At 70.4% G+C, this 26827-nt stretch carries 23 protein-coding genes; 16 read left to right on the plus strand and 7 right to left on the minus strand.

Going from position 1 to position 26827, the window contains the following annotated elements; translation table 11 throughout:
• Nucleotides 1–597: 597 nt before the first annotated feature.
• The gene (locus ACFKCF_RS23115; protein ID WP_394496537.1) at nucleotides 598–1458 is read right to left on the minus strand and encodes a RecB family exonuclease; all 861 of its coding nucleotides are present in this window, start codon (nucleotides 1456–1458) and stop codon (nucleotides 598–600) included.
• Between the two features lie 115 nt (nucleotides 1459–1573).
• On the opposite strand from ACFKCF_RS23115, the gene ACFKCF_RS23120 reads away from it, so the two are divergent.
• A complete protein-coding gene (locus ACFKCF_RS23120; protein WP_394496539.1) occupies nucleotides 1574–2710 on the plus strand; it encodes a site-2 protease family protein in 1137 nt (378 codons plus the stop codon).
• A gap of 344 nt (nucleotides 2711–3054) precedes the next feature.
• The gene (locus ACFKCF_RS23125) at nucleotides 3055–4503 is read left to right on the plus strand and encodes an FHA domain-containing protein (protein ID WP_394496541.1); all 1449 of its coding nucleotides are present in this window, start codon (nucleotides 3055–3057) and stop codon (nucleotides 4501–4503) included.
• Between the two features lie 671 nt (nucleotides 4504–5174).
• On the opposite strand, the gene ACFKCF_RS23130 is transcribed toward ACFKCF_RS23125, so the two are convergent.
• The gene (locus ACFKCF_RS23130; protein WP_394496542.1) at nucleotides 5175–5714 is read right to left on the minus strand and encodes a hypothetical protein; all 540 of its coding nucleotides are present in this window, start codon (nucleotides 5712–5714) and stop codon (nucleotides 5175–5177) included.
• 147 nt (nucleotides 5715–5861) lie between these two features.
• Entirely contained in the window at nucleotides 5862–6950 is a 1089-nt protein-coding gene (locus tag ACFKCF_RS23135; protein WP_394496544.1) for a GNAT family N-acetyltransferase, read from the minus strand.
• Nucleotides 6951–7005: 55 nt separating this feature from the next.
• Between ACFKCF_RS23135 and ACFKCF_RS23140 the strand changes: the two genes are divergently transcribed.
• From ACFKCF_RS23140 to dop, 6 genes are all read left to right on the plus strand, one after another.
• On the plus strand, nucleotides 7006–7857 hold the full coding sequence (locus ACFKCF_RS23140) for a tRNA (adenine-N1)-methyltransferase (RefSeq protein ID WP_394496546.1): 852 nt from the start codon (nucleotides 7006–7008) through the stop codon (nucleotides 7855–7857).
• Nucleotides 7858–8061: 204 nt separating this feature from the next.
• On the plus strand, nucleotides 8062–9825 hold the full coding sequence (arc, locus tag ACFKCF_RS23145; protein WP_192785568.1) for a proteasome ATPase: 1764 nt from the start codon (nucleotides 8062–8064) through the stop codon (nucleotides 9823–9825).
• A gap of 113 nt (nucleotides 9826–9938) precedes the next feature.
• Nucleotides 9939–12179, plus strand: a complete 2241-nt coding sequence (hypF, locus tag ACFKCF_RS23150) for a carbamoyltransferase HypF (protein WP_394496548.1) — start codon at nucleotides 9939–9941, stop codon at nucleotides 12177–12179.
• Nucleotides 12180–12321: 142 nt separating this feature from the next.
• A complete protein-coding gene (locus ACFKCF_RS23155) occupies nucleotides 12322–13497 on the plus strand; it encodes a pyridoxal-phosphate dependent enzyme (RefSeq protein WP_394496550.1) in 1176 nt (391 codons plus the stop codon).
• Between the two features lie 67 nt (nucleotides 13498–13564).
• A complete protein-coding gene (locus tag ACFKCF_RS23160; RefSeq protein ID WP_394496552.1) occupies nucleotides 13565–14644 on the plus strand; it encodes an acyltransferase family protein in 1080 nt (359 codons plus the stop codon).
• A gap of 86 nt (nucleotides 14645–14730) precedes the next feature.
• Nucleotides 14731–16245 (plus strand): depupylase/deamidase Dop, encoded by a 1515-nt coding sequence (gene dop, locus ACFKCF_RS23165; RefSeq protein WP_394496553.1) that lies wholly within the window; start codon nucleotides 14731–14733, stop codon nucleotides 16243–16245.
• Between the two features lie 45 nt (nucleotides 16246–16290).
• Here dop and ACFKCF_RS23170 read toward each other — a convergent pair whose 3' ends face one another.
• On the minus strand, nucleotides 16291–16695 hold the full coding sequence (locus ACFKCF_RS23170; RefSeq protein ID WP_350735389.1) for a hypothetical protein: 405 nt from the start codon (nucleotides 16693–16695) through the stop codon (nucleotides 16291–16293).
• A 146-nt stretch (nucleotides 16696–16841) separates the two neighbouring features.
• On the opposite strand from ACFKCF_RS23170, the gene ACFKCF_RS23175 reads away from it, so the two are divergent.
• Both ACFKCF_RS23175 and ACFKCF_RS23180 read left to right on the plus strand, forming a co-directional pair.
• Nucleotides 16842–17051, plus strand: coding sequence for a ubiquitin-like protein Pup (locus ACFKCF_RS23175; RefSeq protein ID WP_185076845.1), 210 nt, complete (start codon nucleotides 16842–16844; stop codon nucleotides 17049–17051).
• A 422-nt stretch (nucleotides 17052–17473) separates the two neighbouring features.
• Complete coding sequence (locus ACFKCF_RS23180; RefSeq protein WP_394496555.1) at nucleotides 17474–18082, plus strand: endonuclease domain-containing protein; 609 nt, start codon at nucleotides 17474–17476, stop codon at nucleotides 18080–18082.
• Here the strand turns inward: ACFKCF_RS23180 and ACFKCF_RS23185 are convergent.
• From ACFKCF_RS23185 to ACFKCF_RS23195, 3 genes are all read right to left on the minus strand, one after another.
• The gene (locus tag ACFKCF_RS23185; RefSeq protein ID WP_394496557.1) at nucleotides 18055–19116 is read right to left on the minus strand and encodes a DNA polymerase IV; all 1062 of its coding nucleotides are present in this window, start codon (nucleotides 19114–19116) and stop codon (nucleotides 18055–18057) included. The two genes, ACFKCF_RS23180 and ACFKCF_RS23185, sit on opposite strands and share 28 nt — an antisense overlap.
• A gap of 273 nt (nucleotides 19117–19389) precedes the next feature.
• Nucleotides 19390–20259 carry a carbohydrate ABC transporter permease gene (locus tag ACFKCF_RS23190; protein ID WP_394496558.1) on the minus strand — a complete coding sequence of 290 codons (870 nt, stop codon included), beginning with the start codon at nucleotides 20257–20259 and terminating at the stop codon, nucleotides 19390–19392.
• On the minus strand, nucleotides 20223–20609 hold the full coding sequence (locus tag ACFKCF_RS23195; RefSeq protein WP_394496560.1) for an extracellular solute-binding protein: 387 nt from the start codon (nucleotides 20607–20609) through the stop codon (nucleotides 20223–20225). The genes ACFKCF_RS23190 and ACFKCF_RS23195 overlap by 37 nt, the downstream gene beginning before the upstream one ends.
• 195 nt (nucleotides 20610–20804) lie before the next feature.
• Here ACFKCF_RS23195 and prcB point away from each other — a divergent pair, with 195 nt between their 5' ends.
• The 6 genes from prcB to ACFKCF_RS23225 all read left to right on the plus strand — a co-directional run bounded on the left by prcB (nucleotide 20805) and on the right by ACFKCF_RS23225 (nucleotide 26815).
• The gene (prcB, locus tag ACFKCF_RS23200) at nucleotides 20805–21653 is read left to right on the plus strand and encodes a proteasome subunit beta (RefSeq protein WP_394496562.1); all 849 of its coding nucleotides are present in this window, start codon (nucleotides 20805–20807) and stop codon (nucleotides 21651–21653) included.
• A gap of 21 nt (nucleotides 21654–21674) precedes the next feature.
• On the plus strand, nucleotides 21675–22469 hold the full coding sequence (gene prcA / locus ACFKCF_RS23205) for a proteasome subunit alpha (RefSeq protein WP_394496564.1): 795 nt from the start codon (nucleotides 21675–21677) through the stop codon (nucleotides 22467–22469).
• A 297-nt stretch (nucleotides 22470–22766) separates the two neighbouring features.
• Nucleotides 22767–23303 carry a hypothetical protein gene (locus ACFKCF_RS23210; RefSeq protein WP_394496566.1) on the plus strand — a complete coding sequence of 179 codons (537 nt, stop codon included), beginning with the start codon at nucleotides 22767–22769 and terminating at the stop codon, nucleotides 23301–23303.
• A gap of 154 nt (nucleotides 23304–23457) precedes the next feature.
• On the plus strand, nucleotides 23458–24816 hold the full coding sequence (gene pafA, locus ACFKCF_RS23215) for a Pup--protein ligase (RefSeq protein ID WP_357812676.1): 1359 nt from the start codon (nucleotides 23458–23460) through the stop codon (nucleotides 24814–24816).
• Between the two features lie 74 nt (nucleotides 24817–24890).
• Complete coding sequence (locus tag ACFKCF_RS23220; RefSeq protein WP_394496568.1) at nucleotides 24891–25826, plus strand: FKBP-type peptidyl-prolyl cis-trans isomerase; 936 nt, start codon at nucleotides 24891–24893, stop codon at nucleotides 25824–25826.
• Between the two features lie 89 nt (nucleotides 25827–25915).
• Nucleotides 25916–26815 carry an FKBP-type peptidyl-prolyl cis-trans isomerase gene (locus ACFKCF_RS23225; protein WP_394496570.1) on the plus strand — a complete coding sequence of 300 codons (900 nt, stop codon included), beginning with the start codon at nucleotides 25916–25918 and terminating at the stop codon, nucleotides 26813–26815.
• Nucleotides 26816–26827 lie beyond the last annotated feature (12 nt).

A 26827-nucleotide genomic window follows, 5' to 3' on the forward strand; every position in this document is an offset into this window, starting at 1 on the left:
GCACCCCGCCGTCGCCCGGCCCTCGGGGCGTGCCCGCCCGCTGAGAGCGCGCCGGCTCCCTGCCTGCCGCCGTCGCGTCGTTACGGCGGTCTTGGCCTGAGCCCGAGCGCCGTGCGCGCTCGCCGAGGGCGCGACCCGCCCCAACCCGCCGTGCGGGTTGCGCCGTGCCACCGTACCGGCGCTCGGCAAGCCCGTGGCGGCGTGGTCTCACGCGTGCGGCCGGGCCGTCGCGCGTGCCGGCCCATTACGGCGCGACCTCATGCATGGGGCCATCGTCCGCGTGGCGCCCGTGCCGAGCATGCCGTCGCCGAGAGCATCGGCACCGCCTTGCCAAGCCGACGTGCTCGCGACGGCCAAGTCGCCGGCGGGCCCCCGCGGGCCTTACCGCCGCCCGAGCACGCGCCGACCGGCCGGGCTCGTGCGCCGTGCGTGCTCGCCGCGGGCGCGACCGCCCCCACCCGCCGCAGCGCACGCCTGAGCACCGCGCGGTGTGCGGCCCGGCACGTCCGTGGCGTGGGGTGGGGTGGGGTGACAGTGAAACGGGAGCGGCGGTGACCCTGAGACGAAAGGGAGTGGGGTGACGGTGAGACGGGTGGGTCAGAGTTCGTCGGTGGCGGCGCGGCGGTGGGTGCGGGTGGTGTCGCCCGGTTGGCGGGCGGGGACCGGCGGCGGGGTGCCGCCGAACTCCGGGCACAGGGCCTGGTGGTCGCACCAGTCACACAGGCGGCTGCGGCGGGCACGCCACTCGCCGGACTCCAGCGACCGCTCGATCGCCGTCCACAGCGCCATCACCTTGCGCTCGGTGGCCAGCAGGTCGGCCTCGTCCGGGGCGTAACGCAGCACCTCGCCCTGCCCGCCCAGGTAGACCAGCTGCAGCAGCCGAGGCACCTGGCCGCGCAGCCGCCACAGCACCAGCGCGTAGAACTTCATCTGGAACAGCGCCTTGGCCTCGAAGTCGCGGCCCGGCGCGCTGCCCGTCTTGTAGTCGACCACCCGGACCTCGCCGGTCGGCGCCACGTCGAGCCGGTCGACGTAGCCGCGCAGCATCAGCCCCCCGTCGAGGACCGCCTCCACGTAGAGCTCGCGCTCGGCGGGCTCCAGCCGCGTCGGGTCCTCCAGCGTGAAGTAGCGCTCCAGCATGCCGCGCGCCTGGGCCAGCCACTCGGCCTGCTCGGTCTCGTCGGCGAACATCTGCGCGTACTGCGCGTCCTCGTCCAGCAGCCGCTGCCACTGCGGCTCTAAGAGCTCCAGCGCCGCCTGGACCGAGCGCCGCGGCGCCGGGAGGTCGTAAAGGCGCTCCAGGACCGCGTGCACCACCGTGCCCCGCACCGCCGCCGGCGAAGGCTTCTCGGGGAGCTGGTCGATCACCCGGAAGCGGTAGAGCAGCGGACATGTCATGAAATCGCCTGCCCGGGACGGGGAGAGAGCTCCGATGATCACCGGTTCGGTCAACGTCATGCACCGCACTCTAGGTCAAGACCCCGACAGAATAGCCCTCGCGCCACGATGATCGGCCGATCCGGCGCGTAGCATCAAGGCAGCAACAGCACGTAATGGACGTTCAAGGAGTGCGGTGAGCGAGCAGAGCCCGCGGCAGGAGTTCTCCGGTCTTCGGATGGGGAAGCCGTTCGGCATTCCGGTGTACGTCTCATGGACCTGGTTCATCGTGGCGGCCTTCATCACCATGATGTTCGGGCCCCGGGTGCGCCAGATGCTGCCCGAGCTCGACAGCACGGCCGCCTACGCGGTCGCGTTCGTGTTCGCGGTCCTCCTGTACGTGTCGGTGCTGCTGCACGAGCTGGCCCACAGCGTGCTGGCCAAGGCCTACGGCCTGCCGGTGCGCAGGATCACCCTCTACCTGCTCGGCGGCGTGTCGGAGATCGAGAAGGAGCCGCCCACGCCGGCCAAGGAGTTCCTGGTCGCCGCGGCGGGGCCGGCGCTGTCGCTGGGCCTGGCGGGGCTCGGCCTGGCCGCCGACACCTACGTGATCAACGGCGGCGGCATCCCCGAGGTGCTCATCTGGCAGCTGTGGGTGGCCAACCTCATCGTCGGCGTGTTCAACCTGCTGCCCGGCCTGCCTCTGGACGGCGGCCGGATGCTGCGCGCCGGCGTCTGGAAGCTGACCAAGAACCCCAGCTCGGGCACCATCGTCGCCGCCTGGGGCGGCCGCGTGCTGGCCGTGCTGCTCGTCGTGTTCCCGATCGCCACGGCCCTGCAGGGCGGCCAGGACATCGACCCGACGGACCTGCTGTGGCCGTTCGTGCTGGCGTCGTTCATCTGGCTCGGCGCGAGCCAGTCGCTGCGCGTGGCCAAGATCCGCGCCAGGATCCCGCAGGTCAACGCCCGCGCGCTGGCGCGCAGGGCGATCCCGGTGACCGCCGAGACGCCGCTGTCGGAGGCGCTGCGGCAGGCCGCCGAGCGCAACGCGGGCGCCCTCGTCGTGGTCGGCCACGACGGCGAGCCCCTCGCGATCGTGAACGAGGCCGCCGTCCAGGCCACCCCCGAGCACCGCCGCCCCTGGGTGAACGTCGGCTCGGTCGCCAAGTCCCTGGAGCCCGCCATGGTGCTCGCGGCCGACCTGACCGGAGAGCCGCTCATCGACGCCATGCGCGAGGCCCCTGGCAGCGAATACCTCCTGGTGGAGGGGGGCGGGGAGATCTACGGGGTGCTCGCCACGGCCGATGTGAACCGGGTTTTCGCGGGCGTCTGATTTGTCCCACTCGTTTAAGCGGCGGGCCATGGATAGGGTCGTGTCCAGCAGTTTCGGGCGGCCGGAGCCGACTCCGGCCGGTTACTGCGATGTGACGACTGGCCGATAGTGTTCTGTTTGGCCAAACTTGCACAGTTAAGGGGCTTGTTGCGGTCCGCCGGTTCATCGAATCGAGACGACGAGGCCGCGACACGGCCTCTTCGTCTGGGTATGCGTATGGCTGGTGGCCAGCACGGCAGTGCGGGTGCCGTAATTTCGCCGGCTTCCGGGGAGGAGAAATGAGTGACCCAGCGCAGCGAGGGCACCGATGAGCAGCGCAGCGCCGTCGTCATGAGGGAGGACGCATGACCGACCAAGGCTTCGGAGTGGTGCGTCCGCTTCCCGGTAACGGGCTGGTCGCCTACGCGGGCGGGCTGCTGCTGGTGTGCGACGCCGGCGAGGCCGCCGCCGACGACCTGCTCGACGCGCTGCGCGAGACGGCCGCCTCCGGTGGCGACGGCAGGGCGCTGGCCCGCCGCGCCGCGCAGGTGCTCGCGGCCAACATGGCGGGCGACCCGGCCACCTGCGCCGTCGCCGGCCGGGTGGGAGAAGGCGTGGCCGTCCTGGTCAGCGGCTCGGCCGCGGCCACCATCGCCACCCCGGGCGGTGAGACGCGGCTGGCCGGCAGCGACTCGCTGACCTGGGCCGACCGGCTCGTCACCGGGCCCGTCGAGCGGGTCGAGCTGAGCCTGCCCGGCGCCGGCACCCCGCACCCCGCGGTCCGCTTCGACGGCGGCGTGGTGCACGGCGGCGGCCTCGTGGGCGACCTCACCGATCAGCCCTCGGCGCCCGCCCCGTCCAGGCCGCTCACCAGCGAGATGCCCGCCACGGCCTTCCACCTCGAGGCAGACCTGGTCCAGCAGCCGCCCGCGCCGGTGGAGCGGCCGCCGTACCCGCTGGCCGACCAGCCGCCGGTCGTGCCGGGACCGCCGTCGGGCCCGCAGCCCGCGCCGGTGGAGCAGCCACCGTACGTCCCGCCCCAGGACCCGCCCGCCTACCTCCAGCCCCAGGACGCGCCGCCGTACCACACGCCGCAGGAGCAGCCGGCCCCCTTCTTCCCGCCGCCGCAGGAGCAGCCGCCGCCCCTGCCGGAGCAGCAGCAGTTCCCCTCCTACGACGAGCCGCCCCCCGGCAACGGCGTGCCCGACCAGCCGATGCCGCAGCACCTGGGCGGGCCGTCCGACCACTTCGACCAGCCCGCGCCGCCCCTGCTCGGCCCGCCCGACCACTTCGACCACCCGGGCCCGCCGCCGCAGGAGCAGCAGCAGGACCACGGCGACCGGCCCCTGGTCTACGGCGTCGACTGCAAGAACGACCACTTCAACGACCCCCGCTCGCCCTACTGCGCGGTCTGCGGCATCGCCCTGGTGCAGCGCACCCTCGTCCCCTACAAGGGGCCGCGCCCGTCGCTCGGGGTGCTCATCCTCGACGACGGCACCGCGCTGCCGCTGGAGAGCGACTATCTGCTGGGCCGCGACCCGGAGCGGGCGCCCGAGGTGGCCGGCGGCACCGCCAGGCCCGCCAAGGTGACCAGCCCGGACGGCTCGGTCTCGCGCCGCCACCTGCGGGTGGCGCTCGACGGGTGGGACGTCAACCTGGTCGACCTGGGCTCGGTCAACGGCACCCAGATCCAGCCGCCCGGCGACCCCAACTTCTACGACATCCCGCCGAACGAGCCGGTCACCATCGCCCCCGGGACGACGGTCCGGGTGGGCGTCTCCCGCACGCTCCGCTTCGAGGCGCACCGGGGATAACCCGGCCGCCGAAACGCCCGCGTCCCCGGCCCGGGGCCGCGGGCGTTCCCGTACGCCACTCAGGACGCCAGAAACCCGCCTGCGCGCCGCCCAGCCCGTTCCCCGCGCCCGCCCAGCCCGGTCCCTGCGCCGCCGCCGTCCCCGACGACCAGGGTTGTCCTGGCGATCGCCGCACCCGGCAGGACGCCGCCACTGCCGTCTGGGCCGTCACCGCCGCACGTTGCCGCGGACGCACGTCGCCACCGCCGCTCCATACGGGCCTGTGCCCGCCACGTACGGGCTGACCGGGCGGGCGCCCGCCCAGAGGCCTCATGGCGCGCTGTGGCCCCGGAGAGCATGGCGTCGCACCGGCCGCCTGCCCAGCCGCGGGACAGCCACGGCGACGTGCGTGGGGGCCGGCCAGGTGGCTTTCCGGTACGTCGCGTCGGTCGTCGCCCTCCCGCCGGAGCGGGTCCAGAGCGGTCGGGACGCTCTCGCGCGAGCACACGGCGGGTGGCAGTCACCGCGCCCCGAACCGCTCCGGGTGCCGGGGCGGTCGCCAGGGATTCTCAGGGGCGGCAAAGGCCTATGCTTTATTGAAAAACAGTCAAATATCAGCAAAATCTTCGACAAATGGGGCGGGCGGGAAGCGGCCATTCCGCGCCCGATCCGGCCGGGCAACCGGTCGTCCCTTACCTCGGGATCCGGTCGCCTCCAACCGGGAGGCCCGGTGGCTGGGCCGGGCAGAACGCCCGTACCCCCCGCAACAGCCGTACCGCGGCCTCCAGCCCGCTCGCCGCCTCCAGCGCCCGCCCGGCGGCGGTCGCGAAGCGGCTCAGCAGATGTTCGTCCCCGTCGCCGAACCTCCGCCCGGCGACCCACACGAACGTGTGGTCCCGCGTCGCCAGCGGCAGAGGAGTGGCCAGGAAGCCCGGCTCGCCCACCGCCGCGTCCCGCGCCAGCCGGACCGTCGACGACACGGTCGCCAGCTCCTTCAGCACCCCGGACTCGGCCAGCCACCGGCGCACGCGCTGGGGGTCGCCGGGAGGGGCGTGGGTGTGGATCGCGTCGGCCTCCAGGCGCAGGGCGTCCACGCGCACGAATCCCGCGTAGGCCGTGCCCGTGACGGCGGCGGCGGTACGCGCCAGCCGGTCGAGCAGGTCGGCGGCCTCCAGGCAGGAGAACGAGGCGATGAGTTCACGCATGGCGGCATCGGCATGGTTGTATGGCATCGCGGTGCTCCCTCGGGGGGAGGAGAGATCGCGCGGCCCGATCGCGCGAAACTGAAGTGCGGGTGCCCTGACTATCACCCCCGACGCGGCTTCTGACTAGTCCTCAACAGGAAATCGGGATTTCTGGGCCCTCCCGGCCCGCATGCGTCACGTCGGACGCAGGACCGACCACGCCACGTCGTCCACCCGCGTCCCGTCCGCCTTGACGAACAGCCCCCGGTGCACGCCCTCCCGGCTGAACCCGGCCCGCTCCAGCACCGCGTGCGAGGCCGCGTTGCCCGCGTCGGTGCCGGCCACGATCCGATGCAGCGCCGTGTTCGCGAACGCCCAGTCCACCAGCAGCCTGACCGCGCGCGTCATGAACCCCTTGCCCCGGAACCCGGGCACCAGCGAGTAGCCCACCATGGCCTGCCCCAGCGACGGGACGACGTGCGCCAGCTGGATGTGCCCGGCGAACGCCCCCGACGCCGCGTCCCTGACGGCCAGCTCGATCCGCTGCCCCGACACCCACCAGTAGCCGGTGTAGCGGCAGCGCCGCTCGTGCTCCTCCAGCGTGCCCATCGGCCCGAAGTGATAGGCCGCCACCGTCGGGTCGGCCAGCATCCGGTGGAAGTCGCCGGCGTCCTCCACGGCCAGCGGCACCAGCCGCACCACGCCGTCGCACAGCTCCCCGCCGGCGAAGAACGGCAGGTACGGCTCCGCCGCCACCGCGTCCCCCGCCAGCCGGGCGAAGGTGATCATGTCGACGTAGCGGCCGTCGCGCAGCCGCTTGGCGTCCCGCCTGCGCCCCTCCTCGAGGAAGCCCGCCTTGACGGCCACCCGCAGGCTCGCCACGTTCTCCACCGCGGCCTGCAACTCGACCCTGCGCACCCCGTGGTCGAACAACCAGTCGGTCACCGCCCTGGCCGCCGTCGCCGCGACGTTCCTGCCCCGCGCCCACGGCGCCACCATGTAGCCGATCGAGGCCACGCCCCATTGATCGGGCTGGACGACCCCGATCGAGCCCACGTAGCCGCCGTCCTGCGTGATCACGAACTCCGCGCCGCCGCCCGCCCACTTCGCCGCCGCCTTCTCCAGGAAGCCGTGCGCGTCCTCCACCCGGTACGGCGACGGCAGCGCCGGCAGGAACCGCGCGGTCACCGGGTCGTTGCACACCTTCACGATCGCCTCGACGTCCCCCTCCGCGGGAGGCCGGAGAATCAGGGGACCGGTGGAGATCACGTCGCGCGGAAGCATCCCCCATAGATACCGTGCGTCCGGACGCGCTCGAAAGCCCTATAACCTTGCCGCCATGGGTTTCCGCAGGCATGGGCCTTTCCAGGCGGGGGATCAGGTGCAGCTCACCGACCCCAAGAACAAACGCCACACGATCACGCTCAAGGAGGACGGCGTCTTCCACACCCACAAGGGCGCCATCCCGCACAGCGAGCTGATCGGGCAGCCTGAGGGCTCAGTCGTGCGCTCCTCCGGAGGCACGCAATACCTCGCCTTCCGCCACCTGCTGCAGGACTACACGCTGGCCATGCCGCGCGGCGCGGCCGTCATCTACCCCAAGGACGCCTCGATGATCGTCGGCATGGCCGACGTCTTCCCGGGCGCGCGGGTGATCGAGGCCGGCGTCGGCTCCGGCGCGCTGACGTGCTTCCTGCTGCGGGCCGTCGGCCCCGACGGGCACGTCACCTCGTACGAGCGGCGCCAGGAGTTCGCCGACGTGGCGAGCAAGAACGTGGAGAAGTTCTTCGGCGGCCCCATGGACGACAACTGGCGCCTGGTCGTCGGCGACCTGGTCGCCTCCATCGACGAGGCCGACGTCGACCGGGTGATCCTCGACATGCTCGCCCCGTGGGAGTGCGTCGACGCCGCCGCCAAGGCGCTCACCCCGGGTGGCGTGATCTGCTGTTACGTCGCCACGACCACGCAGTTGTCCAAGACGGTCGAGACGATTCGCGATCACGGGTGTTTCACGGAGCCACATGCGTGGGAGACCCTGGTTCGCGACTGGCACGTCGAAGGACTCGCGGTGAGACCGGATCATCGGATGATCGGCCACACGGGATTCCTGGTTACCGCCCGCCGCATGGCGGACGGAGTGACGCCCCCGCCGAGACGCCGTCGACCGAAGGGGACCACCGAGGAACTATGACAATTTGGCCACGAGGGTGCGTTGGCGCGTGACACGGGAACAGATTCCCGTGTGCATGTGCTGGGAGTATTAAACGCACTATTGAGGATTATTCACCGAATACTGATTGTCACTCTACGAACACTGCCCGGCCAGGTTACGGAGGGGCCCGAGATAGGTAAGGTCCTTAGTAGTCGCCCTCGACTGGGAAGGAGGTGACGGGGCGTGGCAGCTCGCGATGATGCTGAGGCTCGAGCCGCGCAGCGCGAACGGGAGGTCGCTGATCTTTCAACACAGGTCTCCTTCCTCCAGGAGGAGATCACCGCGCTGAGGCGGAAGCTGGCCGAGTCACCCCGTCAGGCCAGGGTCCTCGAAGAGCGTCTCCATGAGGCACAGGCGAATCTCGCGGCCGTGACCGGCCAGAACGAACGCCTGGTCGCCACACTCAAGGAGGCCCGGGACCAAATCGTCGCCCTCAAGGAGGAGGTCGACCGGCTGGCGCAGCCGCCATCCGGTTTCGGCACCTTCCTCGAGGCCAGAGAAGACGGCACCATCGAGGTGTTCACCGGCGGCCGCAAGCTCCGGGTGAACGTCAGCCCTGCCGTCGACATCGACTCGCTGCGGCGTGGCCAGGAGGTCATGCTCAACGAAGCGCTCAACGTGGTCGAAGCCCTCGGCTACGAAGAGGTCGGCGAGATCGTCATGCTCAAAGAACTGCTCGACGAGGGCAAGCGGGCCCTGGTCATCTCGCACGCCGACGAAGAGCGCGTCGTGCGACTGGCCGAGTCGCTCGTCGGCCAGCCCATCAGGGCCGGCGACTCGCTCCTGCTCGAGCCGCGCTCCGGCTACGTCTACGAGCGCATACCCAAGTCCGAAGTCGAAGAGCTCGTCCTGGAGGAGGTCCCCGACATCTCCTACGAGGAGATCGGCGGCCTCGGCAGGCAGATCGAGCAGATCAGGGACGCCATCGAGCTGCCCTACCTGCACGCCGACCTGTTCCGCGAGCACAAGCTCCGGCCCCCCAAGGGCGTGCTGCTGTACGGGCCGCCCGGATGCGGCAAGACGCTCATCGCCAAGGCGGTCGCCAACTCCCTGGCCAAGCAGGTCGCGGAGAAGACCGGCCAGTCGGGCAAGAGCTTCTTCCTCAACATCAAGGGCCCCGAGCTGCTCAACAAGTACGTCGGCGAGACCGAGCGGCACATCCGCCTGGTCTTCCAGCGGGCCCGGGAGAAGGCCTCCGAGGGCACCCCGGTGATCGTGTTCTTCGACGAGATGGACTCGATCTTCCGCACCCGAGGCTCCGGCGTGTCCTCCGACGTGGAGAACACCATCGTCCCTCAGCTGCTGTCGGAGATCGACGGCGTCGAGGGCCTGGAGAACGTCATCGTCATCGGCGCCTCCAACCGCGAGGACATGATCGACCCGGCGATCCTGCGGCCCGGCCGCCTGGACGTCAAGATCAAGATCGAGCGGCCGGACGCCGAGGCGGCCAAGGACATCTTCTCCAAGTACCTCATCGCCGACCTGCCGCTGCACCCGGACGACCTGACGGAGCACGCCGACTCCCGCGAGGGCACCATCCAGGGCATGATCCAGAGCGTCGTCGAGCGCATGTACACCGAGAGCGAGGAAAACCGCTTCCTCGAGGTGACCTACGCCAACGGCGACAAGGAGGTCCTCTACTTCAAGGACTTCAACTCCGGCGCGATGATCCAGAACATCGTCGACCGCGGCAAGAAGATGGCCATCAAGCAGTTCCTCGAAACCGGCCAGAAGGGCCTGCGGGTGCAGCACCTGCTCACGGCCTGCGTGGACGAGTTCTCCGAGAACGAGGACCTGCCCAACACCACCAACCCCGACGACTGGGCCCGCATCTCCGGCAAGAAGGGTGAGCGGATCGTCTACATCCGCACGCTCGTCTCCGGCAAGCAGGGCACCGAAGCCGGCCGATCCATCGACACCGTCGCCAACACCGGCCAGTACCTGTAAAACCCCCGAACGGGAGGGCCGCCGCGGCCCTCCCGTTCGCGTGCCGGCGGCACGCCGCAGGCGACACGGCCGATACGCATGCACGCCGGCCCGATCAGGCGCACACTGGGCTGATGACCACGCTCAAACGAGTAGACGTGCACGTCGAAGGCGTCGTCCAGGGCGTCGGCTTCCGTCCTTTCGTCCACTCGCTCGCCCGCCGCCTCGGACTGGCCGGGCGCGTGCACAACGACGTCGACGGCGTGCACATCGAGGTCGAAGGCGCCCTGGCGGGCGTCGAGGAATTCCTGACCGCGCTCGAACGCGACGCGCCCGCCCTGTCCGAGATCGAACGCGTCACCGTCGTCAGCGCCCGCCCCACCGGCCACAGCGGCTTCACCATCGCCGCCGGCATCCCGTCGGGACCGCTGCGCCCCCTCGTCCGCGCCGACGGCGCCACCTGCGACGACTGTCTGAGCGAGCTGGCCGACCCCGCCGACCGCCGCCACGGCTACCCGTTCATCAACTGCGCCAACTGCGGGCCCCGCTTCACGATCGTGCGCGGCGTCCCGTACGACCGGCCGCTGACCACCATGGCCGGCTTCGGCATGTGCCAGGCGTGCGCCGCCGAATACCACGACCCCGGCAACCGCCGCCACCGCGCCCAGCCCACCTGCTGCCCCGACTGCGGGCCCCGGCTGCGGCTGCGCGACGCCCGCGGCACCGAGCTGTGCGGCGACCCCATCGCCGGCGCCGTCACCCTGCTGCGCGCCGGACGCGTCGTCGCCGTCAAGGGCCTCGGTGGCTTCCACCTGGCCGTGCCCGCCGCCGACGAGCGGGCCGCCGCCCTGCTGCGCGGCCGCAAGCACCGCGAGGAGCAGCCGTTCGCCGTCATGGCGGCCGACCTGGCGCAGGCGCGGCGGCTGTGCGAGATCGACGAGCACGCCGCCGGGCTGCTCACCGGCCGCGCCCGGCCCATCGTGCTGCTGCCCCGCCTGCCCGGCGCCCCCGTCGCCGCCTCCGTGGCGCCCGCCACCCGCAGCCTCGGCCTCATGCTGCCCTACACGGCCCTGCACCACCTCCTGCTCGCCGAGCTCGCCGAACCCATGGTCCTCACCGGCGGCAACGTCTCCGGCGAGCCCATCGCCTACGAGGACGACGACGCGCTGACCCGGCTGAGCGGCATCGCCGACGCCTTCCTCATCCACGACCGCCCGATCCATGTACGCGCCGACGACTCGGTCGTGCGTCCCATGGCGGGCGAGGTGACCGTGCTGCGCCGGGCCCGCGGGTACGCTCCCGAACCGCTCGCGATGCGCTGGCCCGCGCCCCGGCCGGTGCTCGCCTGCGGCGCCGAGCTGAGAAGCACCTTCTGCCTGGCCGAAGGACGGCGCGCGTTCGTCTCCCAGCACATCGGCAACCTGGAGAACCACGAGACGCTGCGCTCGTTCGTCGAGAGCATCGACCACTTCTGCGGCCTGTTCGGCATCCGGCCCGAGGTCGTGGCGCACGACCTGCACCCCGGCTACCTGTCCACCCGGCACGCCATGGAGATCCACGGCGCCGAACTCCTCGGCGTCCAGCACCACCACGCCCACATCGCCTCCTGCCTGGCCGACAACGGCGACCCCGGGCCCGTGCTCGGCGTGGCCCTCGACGGGCTCGGCCACGGCCCCGACGGCACCCTGTGGGGCGGCGAGTTCCTGCGCGCCGACCTGACCTCCTTCGAACGCCTCGGCCACCTCGCCCAGGTCCCCATGCCGGGCGGCAGCGCCGCCGTCCGGCAGCCCTGGCGCATGACCGCCGCCTACCTCGGCGACGACCACCCCGGCCTGGACGTGGCCCGCCGCAACCCCTGGGCCGACGCCCTCCGGCTCGCCCCCGATTCCCCGCTGACCTCCAGCGCGGCCCGCCTCTTCGACGCCGTCGCGGCGCTGCTCGGGATCCGCGACAAGATCACCTACGCGGGGCAGGCCGTCATCGAGCTCGAACAGCACGCCGACCCGGCCGAGCGCGGCACGTACGAGGCCCGGATCACCCTCGGGGACCTGCTCGTCCTGCAGGGCGCCGACCTCGTCCGGGCCGCCGCCGCGGACCTGGCGGCCGGGACCTGCACCCGCGCGATCGCCGGCCGCTTCCACAACGGCCTCGCCGACGCCGTCACCCGCGCCTGCGACGCCCTGCGCCAGGCCACCGGGCTGACGTCGGTGGCGCTGTCGGGCGGGATGTTCCAGAACGCGCTGCTGCTGGAGGGCACCGTGACCCGGCTGCGCGCGGCCGGGTTCCGGGTGCTCAAGCACGTGCGCGTGCCGCCCGGCGACGGCGGGGTCAGCCTCGGCCAGGCCGCCGTCGCCGCCGCCCGCGACCGCGCCTGACCACCCGCCACCGTGCTCTCACCGTGCTCTCACCGTGCTCTCACCGTGCTCTCACCGTGCTCTGAAGGCGGTCTCAACGTGCTCGCATCGCGGCGGAGTGGCGGGCCGGGGGAGAGCGGCGGCCCCGCCTAGCATGGCGATCATGGAGTACCTCAACCCCGCCCGCGCCCCGTACACCGCGCACGACCGCGCGCTCATCGGGACCGAGCACGCCCGCCAGGCCCGCGCCCACTTCGCCCGGCACCCCTCCTACCGGCCCACGCCGGTCCGCACCGTCCCGGACCTGGCCGGGACCGAAGCCGTCCACGTCAAGGACGAGAGCGGGCGCATGGGGCTGGGCAGCTTCAAGGCGCTCGGCGGCGCGTACGCCGTGCACCTGCTCGCCGAGCACGAGGGCGGCGGCACGCCGTTCGTGTGCGCCAGCGCGGGTAACCACGGCATCTCCGTCGCCTCCGGGGCCGCCGAGGTCGGCGTCGACTGCATGGTGTACCTCAGCGAAGGCGTCCCCGAGGCGTTCGCGCAGCGGCTGCGCGAACTCGGCGCCGAGGTGCGGCGCAGCGGCGAGGACTACGAGGCCAGCATGGCCGCCGCGATCCGGGCCGCCGAGCGCAACGGCTGGCGGCTCGTCTCCGACAGCTCATGGAACGGCTACACCGGCATCCCGCTCGACGTCATGCGCGGCTACACCGTCCTGTTCGACGAACTCACCGACCCCGGCGCCCTGCCCCCCGGCCTGTCGGAGACCGCGCACGCCGGCGGCCCCGCCACGCCCCCAGGAGCGCCCGCCGGCCTCGAGGCGTACACGGGCAGGCTCAACGGCTCCTCGGCCGCGACCGGCGGCCACAGCGCGCCCCATGGCGCTGAGAGCGCGCCCACCCACGTGTTCCTCCAGGCGGGCGTCGGCGGGCTCGCCGCCGCAGGCGCCGCATACGTGCGCGACCGCTGGGGCGAGCAGCCCAAGATCGTCGTGGTCGAGCCGGAGGGCGCGCCCTGCCTGCTCGAAAGCGCCCGGGCCGGCGAGCCCGTACGCGTCCAGGGCGGCCGCACCACCCTCGGCCGCCTCGACTGCCTGGAGCCCTCCGTCATCGCCCACCACCTCCTCCTCCACCTCGCCGACCTCTACATGACGATCACCGACGACCAGGCGGCCGACGCGGCCCGCCTCCTCGCCGGGCACGGCGTCCACCTGTCGGAGTGCGGCGCCGCGGGCGCCGCCGGGCTGCTCGCCCTCACGCCCGCCGCCCGCGACGCGCTCGGGATCGACGACGCCTCCCGCCCGCTGGTGGTGGGAACGGAGGGACCCGTGGAACCAAAGTGATCCACGTGACGTCAAAAGGGGCGTGCACGCACCTAACCGGCCCAAGCATGCTCGGGGGGACGGCCGGTTGGCCGAGCTCGACCTCCTGCGTTTCATCGCCGCCCTGGCCGTCGTCGCCTTCCACTACCTGGTGGCGTACGCGTCCGTCTGGGGCGCCCGGCCCGCCGCGCTGTTCCCGCCGCTGGCGCCCTTCGCGGGGTTAGGCATCCTCGGTGTCGAGCTGTTCTTCATCATCAGCGGGTTCGTCATCCTCATGACCGTGTGGGGGCGCGGCCTCGGCGGGTTCGCCCACTCCAGGTTGATCCGCCTCTATCCCGCGTACTGGCTCAGCCTCGGCGCCACCGCGGCGCTCTACGGTCTCACCGGCGCCAAGGCGCTCGACCCAAAACTTTCACCAGGCGACTACCTGGTGAACGCCACCATGTTCCAGCGGTTGTTCAAGGTCACCGACGCCAGCCAGGTCTACTGGTCGCTCTGGGCCGAGCTCCGCTTCTACCTGCTGATGGCCATCCTGGTGATCATCGGGGTCACGTACGGGCGCGTCCTGATCTTCTCCGGCGTCTGGCTGGTGGCCGCCTTCGGCGCCGACCGGCTCGGCAACGAGATCGTCAACGAGATCGTCATGCCCGACTACGCGCCCTACTTCATCGCCGGCATGTCCCTCTACCTCATCCACAAACGCGGCAGCGCCTGGCTCCCGTGGCTCTACGTGGCCGGCGGGTACGCCCTGTCGATCGGCTCCGCGCTCGACCGGGTCCACCGGCGCGTCGACAACGTCGGGTTCAAGAACATGCCCGTCACCGACATCAGCGTGATCATCACCATCACGCTGATCTTCGCCGTGATGGCCGTCGCCGCCCTCGGGCTGATCCGCCTCAAACCATCCAGGACGCTCACCGCGCTCGGCGGCATCACATACCCGCTTTACCTGTTCCATGGCGTCGTCGCGGTGGCCCTCATCCCAGCGCTCACCGGCCACATGCCCGCCTGGGCCGTCGCCACCACGACCGTCCTGACGGCCGTGGCGCTGTCGTATCTCGTGTACTCCTTTGCCGAACGGCCCATCCAGCGGCTACTCAAGCCCCGCAGACCCACGCAAACCCCATCAGCTCCGGCCGTACAGGTTGAAAAGGCGTCGGTGCCATAACTCTGTGACCCTGGGGCACTGTGAAGGGCATAGGCTCGGGCATATAAACGGCGGATAGGCAGATCCGGACGAACAGAGGGTGTTGCATGACGGTGCGTCGGGTGATGGGCATCGAGACCGAGTACGGCATCTCCGTACCCGGCCAGCCAGGCGCCAACGCGATGGTGACCTCCTCACAGGTCGTGAACGCCTACCTGGCCGCCTCGGCGGCCCGGGCGCGCAGGGCCCGGTGGGACTTCGAGGAGGAGAACCCACTGCGCGACGCGCGCGGCTTCGACCTGGCCAGAGAGGTGGCCGACCCCAGCCAGCTCACCGACGAGGACCTCGGGCTCGCCAACGTCATCCTCACCAACGGCGCCCGGCTCTACGTCGACCACGCCCACCCCGAATACAGCTCGCCCGAATGCACCAACCCCCGGGCCGCCGTCATCTGGGACAAGGCCGGCGAACGCGTCATGTACGACGCCGCCACCCGGGCCTCCGCCATCCCCTCCAACGCGCCCATCCAGCTCTACAAGAACAACACCGACGCCAAGGGCGCCTCCTACGGCTGCCACGAGAACTACCTCATGCGGCGCGCCACCCCCTTCGCCGACATCGTCCGGCACCTGACGCCCTTCTTCGTCTCCCGCCAGGTCGTCGTCGGCGCCGGCAAGGTCGGCATCGGCCAGGACTCGCGCGGCGAAGGCTTCCAGATCAGCCAGCGTGCCGACTTCTTCGAGGTCGAGGTCGGCCTCGAGACCACGCTCAAGCGGCCCATCATCAACACCCGCGACGAGCCGCACGCCGACCCCGAGAAGTACCGCCGGCTGCACGTGATCATCGGCGACGCCAACATGTCGGAAATTTCGACATATCTGAAGCTGGGCTCCACCGCCCTCGTCCTCGCCATGATCGAAGAGGGCTTCCTCACCCGCGACCTCGCCGTCGAAAACCCCGTCCAAGCCCTCCGGGCCGTCTCCCACGACCCCACCTGCCGCTACGAGATCGCCATGCGCGACGGCCGCAAGCTCACCGCCGTCCAGCTCCAGATGGAATACCTCGAACAAGCGCGCAAGTACGTCGAAGAGCGAGGCACCGCCCAAGAGGAGATGAACAAGGACATCCTCGACCGCTGGGAATCCGTCCTCACCCGGCTCGCCGAAGACCCCATGCAGCTCTCCCGCGAGCTCGACTGGGTCGCCAAACTCGAACTCCTCGAGGGCTACCGCACCCGCGACGGCCTGTCCTGGTCCCACCCCAGGCTCCAACTCGTCGACCTCCAATACTCCGACATCCGCCCCGACCGCGGCCTCTACAACCGCCTCGTCGCCCGCGGACGCATGCAACGCCTCGTCACCGAAGACGAGGTCCAGCGCGCCGTCGAACACCCGCCCAACGACACCCGCGCCTACTTCCGCGGCCGCTGCCTGCGCCAATACAGCGAATCCGTCGCCGCCGCCTCCTGGGACTCCGTCATCTTCGACATCCCCGGCCGCGAATCACTCCAGCGCGTACCCACCCTCGAACCACTGCGCGGCACCAAAGCCCACGTCGGCGAACTCTTCGACCGCTGCCGCACCGCCGCAGACCTCGTCGCCGCCCTCACCGGCGGCGACTGACCTCCTCTTCCGGAGTGGACCGGCCCCCGCGGGCCGCTCCACTCCCTACAGCAGGCCCACACCCAGCGTCAGCGTGCCCACCGCCAAGCACGCCCCGCCCGCCACCGTCAGCCAGATCAACCTGCTCGGCTTCGTGTCACCCGGACGCACCACCGACAGGAAGAAACCCAGCGGCATCAGGATCGGCGCGGCCACGATCAACACCCGCGTCAGGGCCTTCACCCCCTCCGGCAGACTCGCCTGGTCCACATAGAGCATCGCCACCAGCGAGAACAGCACCAGCACGCCCGCATGCGCGTGCCCGGCCCGCCACAGGCCACGCCGGACGGGGTTGTCCAGGTAGCCGGGGACGTTGCGCATCAGGAACTTCAACAGGGTGACGCCGCCGAAGGCCACTCCGGGGACTGTGATGAGGAGCACACCAGCCGTGCTCAGGGATGCGGGGGACATCGGAACCTCCTCGGGTGTAGGTGGATCCATTATTGGATAGTTTGACTATCTAGTCAACCCGGCAAGATCGCTGGGCGATCGGCGCGAAATGTCGCCCGGTTCGGGGAAGATATGCCTAGAGGCAGTCCCCCAACCGGAGGTAGGACATGGCAACCAAGGACACCGGAGGCCAGAAGCAGGCCGGTCGGCGCGAGAGCGAAGTCGAGGAGACCGAGGCCTCGGCGACGCCGGACGTTCAGGAGCGCCAGGAGAAGCTCACGGACGATGTCGACGCAATCCTGGACGAAATCGACGAAGTTCTCGAAGAGAACGCAGAGGAATTCGTGCGCTCTTATGTGCAAAAGGGCGGAGAGTAGGGCAAAACGGACATTCAAAAGGGGTAAATCGTGTGGAAACGCCGGACGGAATGAAGCGATGCCCGGACTGCGGCGAAGTCAAGCTGGTCGCCGAGTTCGGGCTCAATAAGCGCATGGCCGATGGTCGTGCGCTTATTGCAAAGCATGCTTTCGGAGGCGTTCCACTCAGAGCTATCGCAAACGCATGGCCGAGCAAGGCAAGACTGTGCGTGATGCGCGTCAGGTTCCCGACGGGCACAAATACTGCGCTCGGTGTGGGGAAACAAAGCCCAGAAGCGAGTTCGGCAACAACAGGGCCAGCAGGGACGGGCTGACGAGTTACTGCAAACCGTGTCATGCGCGTGTCACGCTCGACAACAGGATCAAGAACCACGGGAGCGATCGGAATTACAAGCTGAAGCTCCGCTATGGCATCACCGAGGATGACTTCGAGCGCATGCTCGCCCGTCAGGGGCGGGCTCTGCGCCATCTGCCGGGTCGTCCCCGGCACCTTCGTCGACCACAGCCACCAGACCGGCCTGGTCCGGGGCATTCTCTGTTTCAACTGCAACAACGGGCTCGGCCACTTCGGCGACAATCTGGTGTTGCTGGAGTTGGCGGCCCTTTATCTGGACGGGGAGATTCTCTGGCCGGAGTTCGTGGTCCTCCCGCGACAGCGCACCTCCGATGAGATGGCGCGGACGCGAAGTTATCACCTGACGCAGCGCTATCGGGTGCGGCATGAGGATGTCGAGCGGATGATCTCGGCTCAGCATGGCCTTTGTGCGGTGTGCTGGGATCGGCCGCCCGAGCATGTGGACCATTGTCATCGCACCGGGGATGTGCGATATGCGCTGTGTCTGCCGTGCAATACGGGGATCGGGCAGTTCAGGGATGATCCCGGTGTGGTGTGGCGGGCGCTTTCTTATGTGGCGGCGACCGTCGGGGAGTTCGACGAGGTCGGGGTTTCCGAGGAGGAGCTTCGGGAGTTGGCCGAGGCTGAGGAGAGGCTCCGGGGCGAGTTCTATTCGACGGTGTCGAGGGCGGGCTGATCGGCGTTGGGGAGGGTGTAGTCAACGGCGACGCCGAGGAGGCGGACCGGGCGGTTGAGGTCGAAGCGGGTGAGGACGGTGAGGGCCGCCTGCTGGATGGTGGCCGGGTCCGCGGTGGGGGCGGGGAGCTTTGACTGGCGGGTTCGGGTGAGGAACGGGGTGAAGCGGACCTTGACCGATACCCGGGTGATGTCGCGGCCGGCTTCGCGGGCGTCGTGGGCGACCTGGCGGGCGAGGGTGGCGACGTGGTGGGCGATGTCGGCTTCGTCGGTGAGGTCGTGCTGGAAGGTGGTTTCGCGGCTGTGGCCGCGGGCGATCCAGGGTGTGGTGACGATTTCGGCTTCGCCTTTGCCGAGGGCGAGGTAGCGGTACCAGGGGCCGTTGGTGGGGCCGAAGTGGCGGGCGAGGTCGGCGGGGTCGGCGGCGGCCAGTTGGGCGACGGTGTGGAGGCCGAGGGCGGCGAGTTTTTTGGAGATCTTGGCGCCGATGCCCCAGAGCGCGTCGGTGGGGCGGTCGTTCATGGTCTCGGCCCAGTTGTCGCTGGTGAGGCGGTGGATTCCGGCGGGTTTGGCGAGGCCGGAGGCGAGTTTGGCCTGGTGTTTGTTGTCGCCGATGCCGATGGAGCAGGACAGTTGGGTGCGCTCGCGTACGGTCTGGCGGATGGTGGCGGCGAGGGTTTCGGGGTCGTCGGTGGTGGCGCCGAGGAAGGCTTCGTCCCAGCCCCAGATTTCGACGCGTACGGGGAATTCGCGGAGTACGGCCATGACGCGGGCGGAGGCGGCTTCGTAGGCGGGTGGGTCGCTGGGCAGGAAGATCGCTTCGGGGCAGCGTCTGAGTGCGGTGCGCAGTGGCATGCCGGAGTGGATGCCGTGTTCGCGGGCTTCGTAGGTGGCGGTGGCGGCCACGGTGCGAGGTTGGGTGGGGTCTCCTGAGCCGCCGACGACGACGGGTCTGCCGCGCAGTTCGGGGTGGCGCAGGATCTCGACGGCGGCGATGAACTGGTCGAGGTCGACGTGGAGGATCCAGTCCCTCATGGTCTCAAGTATGTCGTGAGGTGGTGTGGAGGCGGTGGTCGCGGTGGATGGGGATGCGGCGGGGGACGGCCCGGGGGTCTTCGCCTTCTTGGGCGACGGTTTGGATGAGGGCCCTGGAGGGGCGGGGGAAGGCCTTCGTGAGCCCCTGAAGGGGATCACGGGATGCTGCCGGTCATGCCTTGATCCCTCCGTGGAAGCGGAAGCCGTACCGCTGGGAGACCACCAGGTACGTCGCCACCACCGGCAGCGAGTACAGCAGCGAGAAGGTGGAGATCAGATCGAGTCTGGGCGCGCCGCCCTCGGTGTAGAGGGTGAAGAGGATGACCGAGGCGGGCGCCTTCTCGGGGTCGCGCAGCAGGATGGTCCGCCCCGGCCTGGCCACCATCGCCGTGTGGGCGCTGGCCGGCGTCTGGGGCGGCTTCCTGTTCCAGTTCGGTAGACGTACAGGGGCAGGATCTCCGATCGCCCTTCGGGTCCGCCGCCGGTGAGCACGAACGGTGTGAAGTCGTTGAACGTCCACAGGCTGATGAGCAGCAGGTTCGTCAGGACGTGGCGGCTGATGCGGGGGAGGACGACGTCGCGCAGCTGCTGGAGGACGCTCGCCCCGGCCAGCCGGGCGGTCTCGAGGTGGGAGGGCGGCACGTTCTCCAGCGCGGCGGCGTACAGCATCATGGAGAACGCGGTGCCGCGCCACACGTTGAAGACGATGATCGACGGCAGCGGATAGTCCAGCAGCCAGGCGAACCCTGGCGTGTGCAGCAGCGCGTTCAGGGTGCCGTCGTCGCGGTCGAGCAGCGCGAACCACAGGAATCCGACGACGGCGCCGGGCAGGATCAACGACAGCAGCAGCACGCCCTCGACGGTCCGGCGCAGGGGGCCGCCGCGGGTGCGCAGGATCCAGGCCAGGGTGAAGCCGAGCCCCGCCTGGCCGATGATCGCCGAGTCGCCCACGTACAGGACGGTGAGCCACAGCGAGGTGAGGAAGCGGGGGTCGGACAGCGTGGCGGTGTAGTTGCCGAGCCCGACGACCCGCGGTTCGGCGGCGGCCAGGCCGGTGAGGCGGTAGTCGGTGAGCCCGAGGTAGATGGTCCACAGCGCGGGGAAGATCAGGAAGACGGCGATGAGGACGAGGGCGGGCAGCACGAACGCGACCGCCCGGCCTGGGCGAACTCGCCGACCCAGATGCCGTCGACGTCGATCACGTCGGCGCCGGTCCTGGACTTGAGGTCGAGCGCGATCTTCGTCTTGTACTGCTCGTCGTCGACGCCGCTGGGCCGGAAGAGCACCTTGACGTCGCGGTGCGTCCTCTCGAACTCGGGGATGACCCACCGCTTGATCCAGTCGGCGGACTCGGAGTTCTTGCCGCCGGAGATGGAGTTGGCGGCGATCGTCAGGGAGACGCTGCCCGCGCCGGGGTCCGCGCCGGTGCCGCAGGACGTGAGGGCGAGGGCGGCCAGGGTGGCGATCACCGCAGGTCGGCTGGGGAATCGCACGTCGGCCTCCTGTTCAGGACGTGCAGACATACCGACGGTCGCATGGTCGCAGGGAGCCGTAAAGAAACGATCTGAACACGGAACGGGGCGGCGTGTGATCACGCGGGTTCGCCGTGAGCTGATCGTGGGAAGTGCAGACAACAACGCAACATGAGTAGGGTCGCCCTAGGAACACTGACGTTTGGAGGGAGTCGCGTGGCATCGCACAGGGATCTGCCCGCCGGCTTGGTCAACCAGCTTTTCCGCAACACCGGAAGTTCCTCGTTCACGGAGTTTGTCAGCTCGTATGCGCCTGCTTTGCTGCCGCAGCGGAATGAGGTGCTGGCCACGCCGATCGGCGACCAGGTCCCGCACGCGACGACGATCGTGGCCGCCACCTTCGCCGGTGGCGTGATCATGGCGGGCGACCGGCGGGCGACGTCGGGCAACATCATCTCCCAGCGCGATGTGGAGAAGGTCTTCCGCACCGACGACTACTCGTGCATGGGCATCGCGGGCACGGCCAGCACCGGCATCGAGTTCGCCCGGCTGTTCCGGGTGGAGCTGGAGCACTACGAGAAGCTCGAGGGCCGCACGATGTCGGTGGCGGGCAAGGCCAACCGGCTGGCCACCATGATCAGGGGCAACCTTCCGATGGCGATGCAGGGGCTGGTGGTGGTGCCGCTGTTCTCCGCCTACGACCCCGACAAGGACGAGGGGCGCATCTTCAGCTACGACGTCGCGGGCGGGCCGTACGAGCGGGAGAGGTTCGACGCGATCGGCTCCGGCTCGATCTTCGCGCGCGGGTCGCTGAAGAAGCTCTACCGCGACGGCGCGTCGGCCGACGACATGGCGATGACCCTCATCCAGGCCCTTTACGACGCCGCCGACGACGACTCGGCGACCGGCGGGCCCGACGTCACCAGGAAGATCTGGCCGATCGTCTCGGTGATCGACGCCGACGGCTTCCGCAGGCTGAGCGAGGAGCAGGTCTTCGGCTACGTGGAGCAGATGCTCGAAGCCCGCCTGATCTCGCCCGACGGCCCCATCGCCCCGCTGCGCTAGAAAGGACCACCGCACGTGTCCATGCCTTTTGGATATGCGTCCCCTGAGCAGATCATGCGGGACAAGGCCGACTACGCGCGCAAGGGCATCGCGCGGGGCCGCTCCGTCGTCGTGCTGCAGTACGTCGACGGCATTCTGTTCGTCGCGCCCAACCCGTCGCGGGCACTGCACAAGATCAGCGAGATCTACGACCGCATCGGGTTCGCGGCCGTGGGGCGCTACAACGAGTTCGAGGAGCTGCGGCTCGGCGGCATCCGCTACGCCGACATCAACGGCTACACCTACGACCGCTCCGACGTGACCGGGCGCGGCCTGGCCAACCTGTACGCCTCCAACCTGGGCCGCATCTTCACCGAGTCGATCAAGTCGCTGGAGGTGGAGGTCGTGGTCGCCGAGGTCGGCGAGACCAAGGACGGCGACGCGATCTACCGGCTCACCTTCGACGGGTCGGTCTTCGACGAGCACGGCTTCGCGGCCATGGGCGGCCAGGCGGACGCGGTGTCCACGCGGCTCAAGGAGCGCTACCGCGAGTCGATGTCGCTGGCCGACGCGCTGGAGGTGGCGCTGACGGCGCTCACCGAGCCGGGCGGCGAGCGGCCGCCGGTGGCGCAGCTCGAGGTGGCGGTCCTCGACCGCAACCGGGAGCACCGCAAGTTCCTGCGGCTCACGGGCGCCCGCCTGGAGCGCCTGCTGGCCCAGACCACCGCCCCGCCCCCGTCCACCACCCCGCCGCCCGCGGCCAAGCCCTCCGCCGAGGACACCCCGCCTCCCACGGCGCCTGAGGGCGACGTGGACGACGGCTCGGGGCCGCTGTAGCCGTCCAGCCTTCTCGAACCCGCCAGGGGCCGCTACGGCGGCCGCTGGCGGGTTTCTTCGTCGGGCCGGTACGGGGGAGGCGACGGTTTCCGGCTCGCCACGGCGTCTACGGGGGGTTCGTCCGCCATCCCGCCAACCCACTGCGGGCCCGAAGACGCCTCCCGGACTCCGGGCGCCGCGCCTTCGCGTGCGGTGGGCGGGGTACACGGGGCTACGGGGGAGGGTGTGACCTGTATCACTGGGGTTGGGGTGAACTTCGGGAGGCGATCTCGGATCTCAGAATCCGTGAACACTCCCATGCGTGGTCTCCTGGCGGCCGGTGCCGCCGCGGCTGTGGTGCTGGGCTCCGGCGTGGCCGCCCACGCCGCCCCCGCGGCGGCCGGCGCGTCCTCCGGGTACGCCGCCGCCTTCCCCAAGTTCAAGGCGCCCAAGCCCTTCGGCACGAGCTTCCAGGCCGACCCGAAGCACGACTTCACCAAGGGCGTCCACTCCCGCCACGACGGCATCCTGCGCGGCCGGATCACCGACATCAGCGGTGACGTGGCCGAGTACGAGCCGATCAAGTGGAAGAAGGGCACCGAGACCGAGGGCTACTTCGTGAGCCCGCCCGAGGGCGACGCCATGGCGTACGCCTCGCCCGTCGCCAAGAACGTGGTCTACCTGTCGGCGGTCGGCTGCGGGAAGTCGGAGGGCGCCATGACGGTCAGCCGGAGCACCAGCCTGGGAAACAAGCGCTGCCCCAGGTCGGTGCTGATGAAGCGGGAGGGCAAGCCCGCGCTCATCACCGTCTACAAGGGGAAGATCGTCCAGGTCCAGGAGATCTGGACGCCCTGACGCCGCAGGCCCTGGAAACGCGAAAAAAAGGGACCCGCGCCCCGTGGGGGCGGGCGCGGGACAAAGGGGATGAAAGAGAGATCGCAGAGGGCCGGGTGGGAAAACACCTGGAAGATCTCTCCCGCTCGCGGATCCATGGGCATAGTGTGAGGTGATGGATCGTCGCATCTTCGGGCTGGAGAACGAGTACGGCGTGACCTGCACGTTCAGGGGGCAGCGCAGGCTGTCGCCCGACGAGGTCGCGCGCTACCTGTTCCGGCGGGTCGTGTCCTGGGGCCGATCGAGCAACGTCTTCCTCCGCAACGGCGCGCGTCTCTACCTCGACGTGGGCAGCCATCCTGAATACGCAACACCCGAGTGTGACAACGTCATCGAGCTCGTCACCCACGACAAGGCGGGCGAGCGCATTCTCGAGGGCCTGCTGGTCGACGCCGAGAAACGGCTTCGCGAAGAGGGCATCGCGGGTGACATCTATCTGTTCAAGAACAACACGGACTCGGCCGGCAACTCCTACGGCTGCCACGAGAACTACCTGGTCGGCAGGCACGGGGAGTTCGGGCGGCTGGCGGACGTGCTGATTCCGTTCCTGGTGACGCGGCAGATCGTCTGCGGGGCCGGCAAGGTCCTGCAGACGCCGCGCGGCGCCGTCTATTGCGTCTCGCAGCGGGCCGAGCACATCTGGGAGGGCGTCTCCAGCGCCACGACCCGGTCGCGGCCCATCATCAACACCCGCGACGAGCCGCACGCCGACGCCGAGCGGTTCCGCCGCCTGCACGTCATCGTCGGCGACTCCAACATGAGCGAGACCACGATGCTGCTCAAGGTCGGCGCCACCGACCTGGTGCTGCGCATGATCGAGTCGGGCACGGTGATGCGGGACCTGTCGCTGGAGAACCCGATCAGGGCCATCCGCGAGGTCTCCCACGACATGACCGGCCGCCGCAGGGTGCGCCTGGCCAACGGGCGGGAGGCCTCCAGCCTGGAGATCCAGCAGGAATACCTGTCCAAGGCGAAGGACTTCGTCGACCGCCGCGGCGGCGACGCCATCGCCCACCGGGTGCTGGAGCTGTGGGAGCGCACGCTCAACGCGGTCGACACCGGCAACCTCGACCTGGTCTCGCGGGAGATCGACTGGGTGACGAAATACCAGCTCATCGAGCGTTACCGGAAGAAGTACGACCTGCCGCTGTCCTCGCCCAGGGTGGCCCAGCTCGACCTGGCCTACCACGACGTGCACCGCAAGCGCGGCCTGTTCTACCTGCTGCAGAAGCGCGGCTCGGTGGAGCGGGTGGCGTCCGACCTGAAGATCTTCGAGGCCAAGTCGGTGCCGCCGCAGACGACCAGGGCGCGGCTGCGCGGCGAGTTCATCCGCAAGGCGCAGGAGAAGCGGCGCGACTTCACCGTCGACTGGGTGCATCTCAAGCTGAACGACCAGGCGCAGCGCACGGTGCTGTGCAAGGATCCGTTCCGCAGCGTGGACGAGAGGGTGGACAAGCTCATAGCCGGGATGTAGCGCGCGGTTTACCTCGGGCCTACCTGGATCTCGGGTAGGGTGACGCGAATCTGCCGTCTTCCCGAGGGAAACCCATGCGCCGCGCTCTGGCCGTACTGGCCGCCGTGCCACTGATCCTGTTCGCCGCCGCTTGCGGCTCCGACACCGGTGCGAGCAGCACCGGCGCCGCCGGCGCCGGGTCGGGGGTCAAGGTCACCGGTGACGTGGGCGCCAAGCCCACGGTGACCTTCCCCTCCGGCACGCCCGCCGCCAAGTCGTCGTACGAGGTGATCCAGCCGGGCACCGGTGACGGGATCAAGGCCGGCGACCGCGTGATCGTCAACCTCACCGTCTACAACTGGGACGGCAAGGGCAACGCGGTCCAGGGCTCCTCCTACGACACCAAGAAGCCGGAGACGATCGCGGTCGACCAGCAGATCCCGCAGGTGCTGCAGGAGGGCTTCACCAAGGTCAAGCACGGCGGGCGGCTGCTGGCCGTGCTCGCCAACGACAGCGTTTCCCAGCAGCAGGCCACGCAGCAGCCGGCCGAGCCGACCAAGGTGTTCGTGATCGACATCGTCGGCACCCAGCCGCCGCCGCTGAAGGCCGCCACCGGCAAGGAGACCGGCGAGAGCCTCAAGGGCGTCAAGGTCGTCAGCCCGGGCGGCGACAAGGCGCCCACGCTGACCACGAAGACCGACGAGAAGCCGTCGGACAAGCTCGTCGTCAAGACCCTCATCGAGGGCACCGGCCCGAAGGTGGAGGCGAGCCAGACGCTCACCGTCCACTACACGGGCAAGCTGTGGGGCAGCGACAAGCAGTTCGACTCCAGCTGGGAGCGGGGCCAGCCGGCCGAGTTCCCGCTGTCGGGGGTCATCAAGGGCTGGCAGCAGGGCCTGGCCGGGGTGCCCGTCGGCAGCCGCGTCGTGATGAGCATCCCGCCGGACCTGGCCTACGGGGACCAGGCGCAGCAGGGCATCCCCGCCAAGAGCACCCTGGTGTTCGTGGTGGACATCCTCGGCGCCTCCTGAGCCGACCCGGTCCGGCCCGCCGCGAGGTCCGGACCCAGCGCCGGGCGCGGTAGCATCGCCACGCCCAGCTCCGCCGCGTGGGAGGACCGATGCGCCGCCGCCGTACCGCCGCGTTACTGCCGGTCCTCGTGCTGCTGGCCGGCTGCTCGGGCGCTGTGGCGCGCGACCTCGGCATGACGGTGGACGGCCCGTTCGGGGCCAGGCCGACGATCACCTTCGCGGGCGGCGGCCCGGCGGACGGGCTGCGGGTGGAGGAGCTGGCGACCGGCGACGGCGCCCGGCTCGGCGCGGACGACACGGCGATCGTCCAGTACACCGCGCACGTCTGGGACGGCAGGGACAACCGCCTGGTCGACTCCACCTTCGATCGCGGCACCCCGGCCGCGTTCCCACTGGGTGAGCTGCCGCCGGGGCTGGACGAAGCCCTGCGGGGCCGCAGGGCCGGCAGCAGGGTCCTGGCCGCCGTCCCGCCCGATCGGCGCCGTGGCGCGCGCCTGCCGCCCGGCGTCGGCCCCGACGACGAGCTGGTCTACGTCGTCGACATCCTCGCCGCCCACCCCAAGGGCGCCTCCATCGAGGCGGGCGGCGGCTCGCTGGCGGGCGTGGCCGTCACGGCCGGTTCCCCGCCCGAGCTGCAGGTGCCCGCCACCGCCCCGCCGGCCGCGTTCGAGTCCAAGGTGCTGGCCAGGGGCGAGGGGCGCCCCACGCGGGCGGGGCAGCTCGTGGTCGCCCAGTACGAGGGCGCGATCTGGGGCCGCCGCCGCGTCTTCGAGGCCACCTGGACGAGCGGCCGCCCGAAGGCGCTCAGGATCGGCGACGGCGGCGTGCCCAGGGGGTGGGAGGCGGCGCTGGTCGGGGTGCCCGTCGGCAGCCGGGTGCTCATGGTCGTCCCGCCCTCGTACGGGTACGGCCCCGCCGGCGACCCCGCCCACGACATCGCGGGCACCGACACGCTCGTCTACGTCGTGGACGTCATCGCCGCGTACTGAGGCAGGATGATC

The organism is Nonomuraea sp. JJY05 (assembly GCF_043496855.1).
GTDB lineage: Bacteria > Actinomycetota > Actinomycetes > Streptosporangiales > Streptosporangiaceae > Nonomuraea.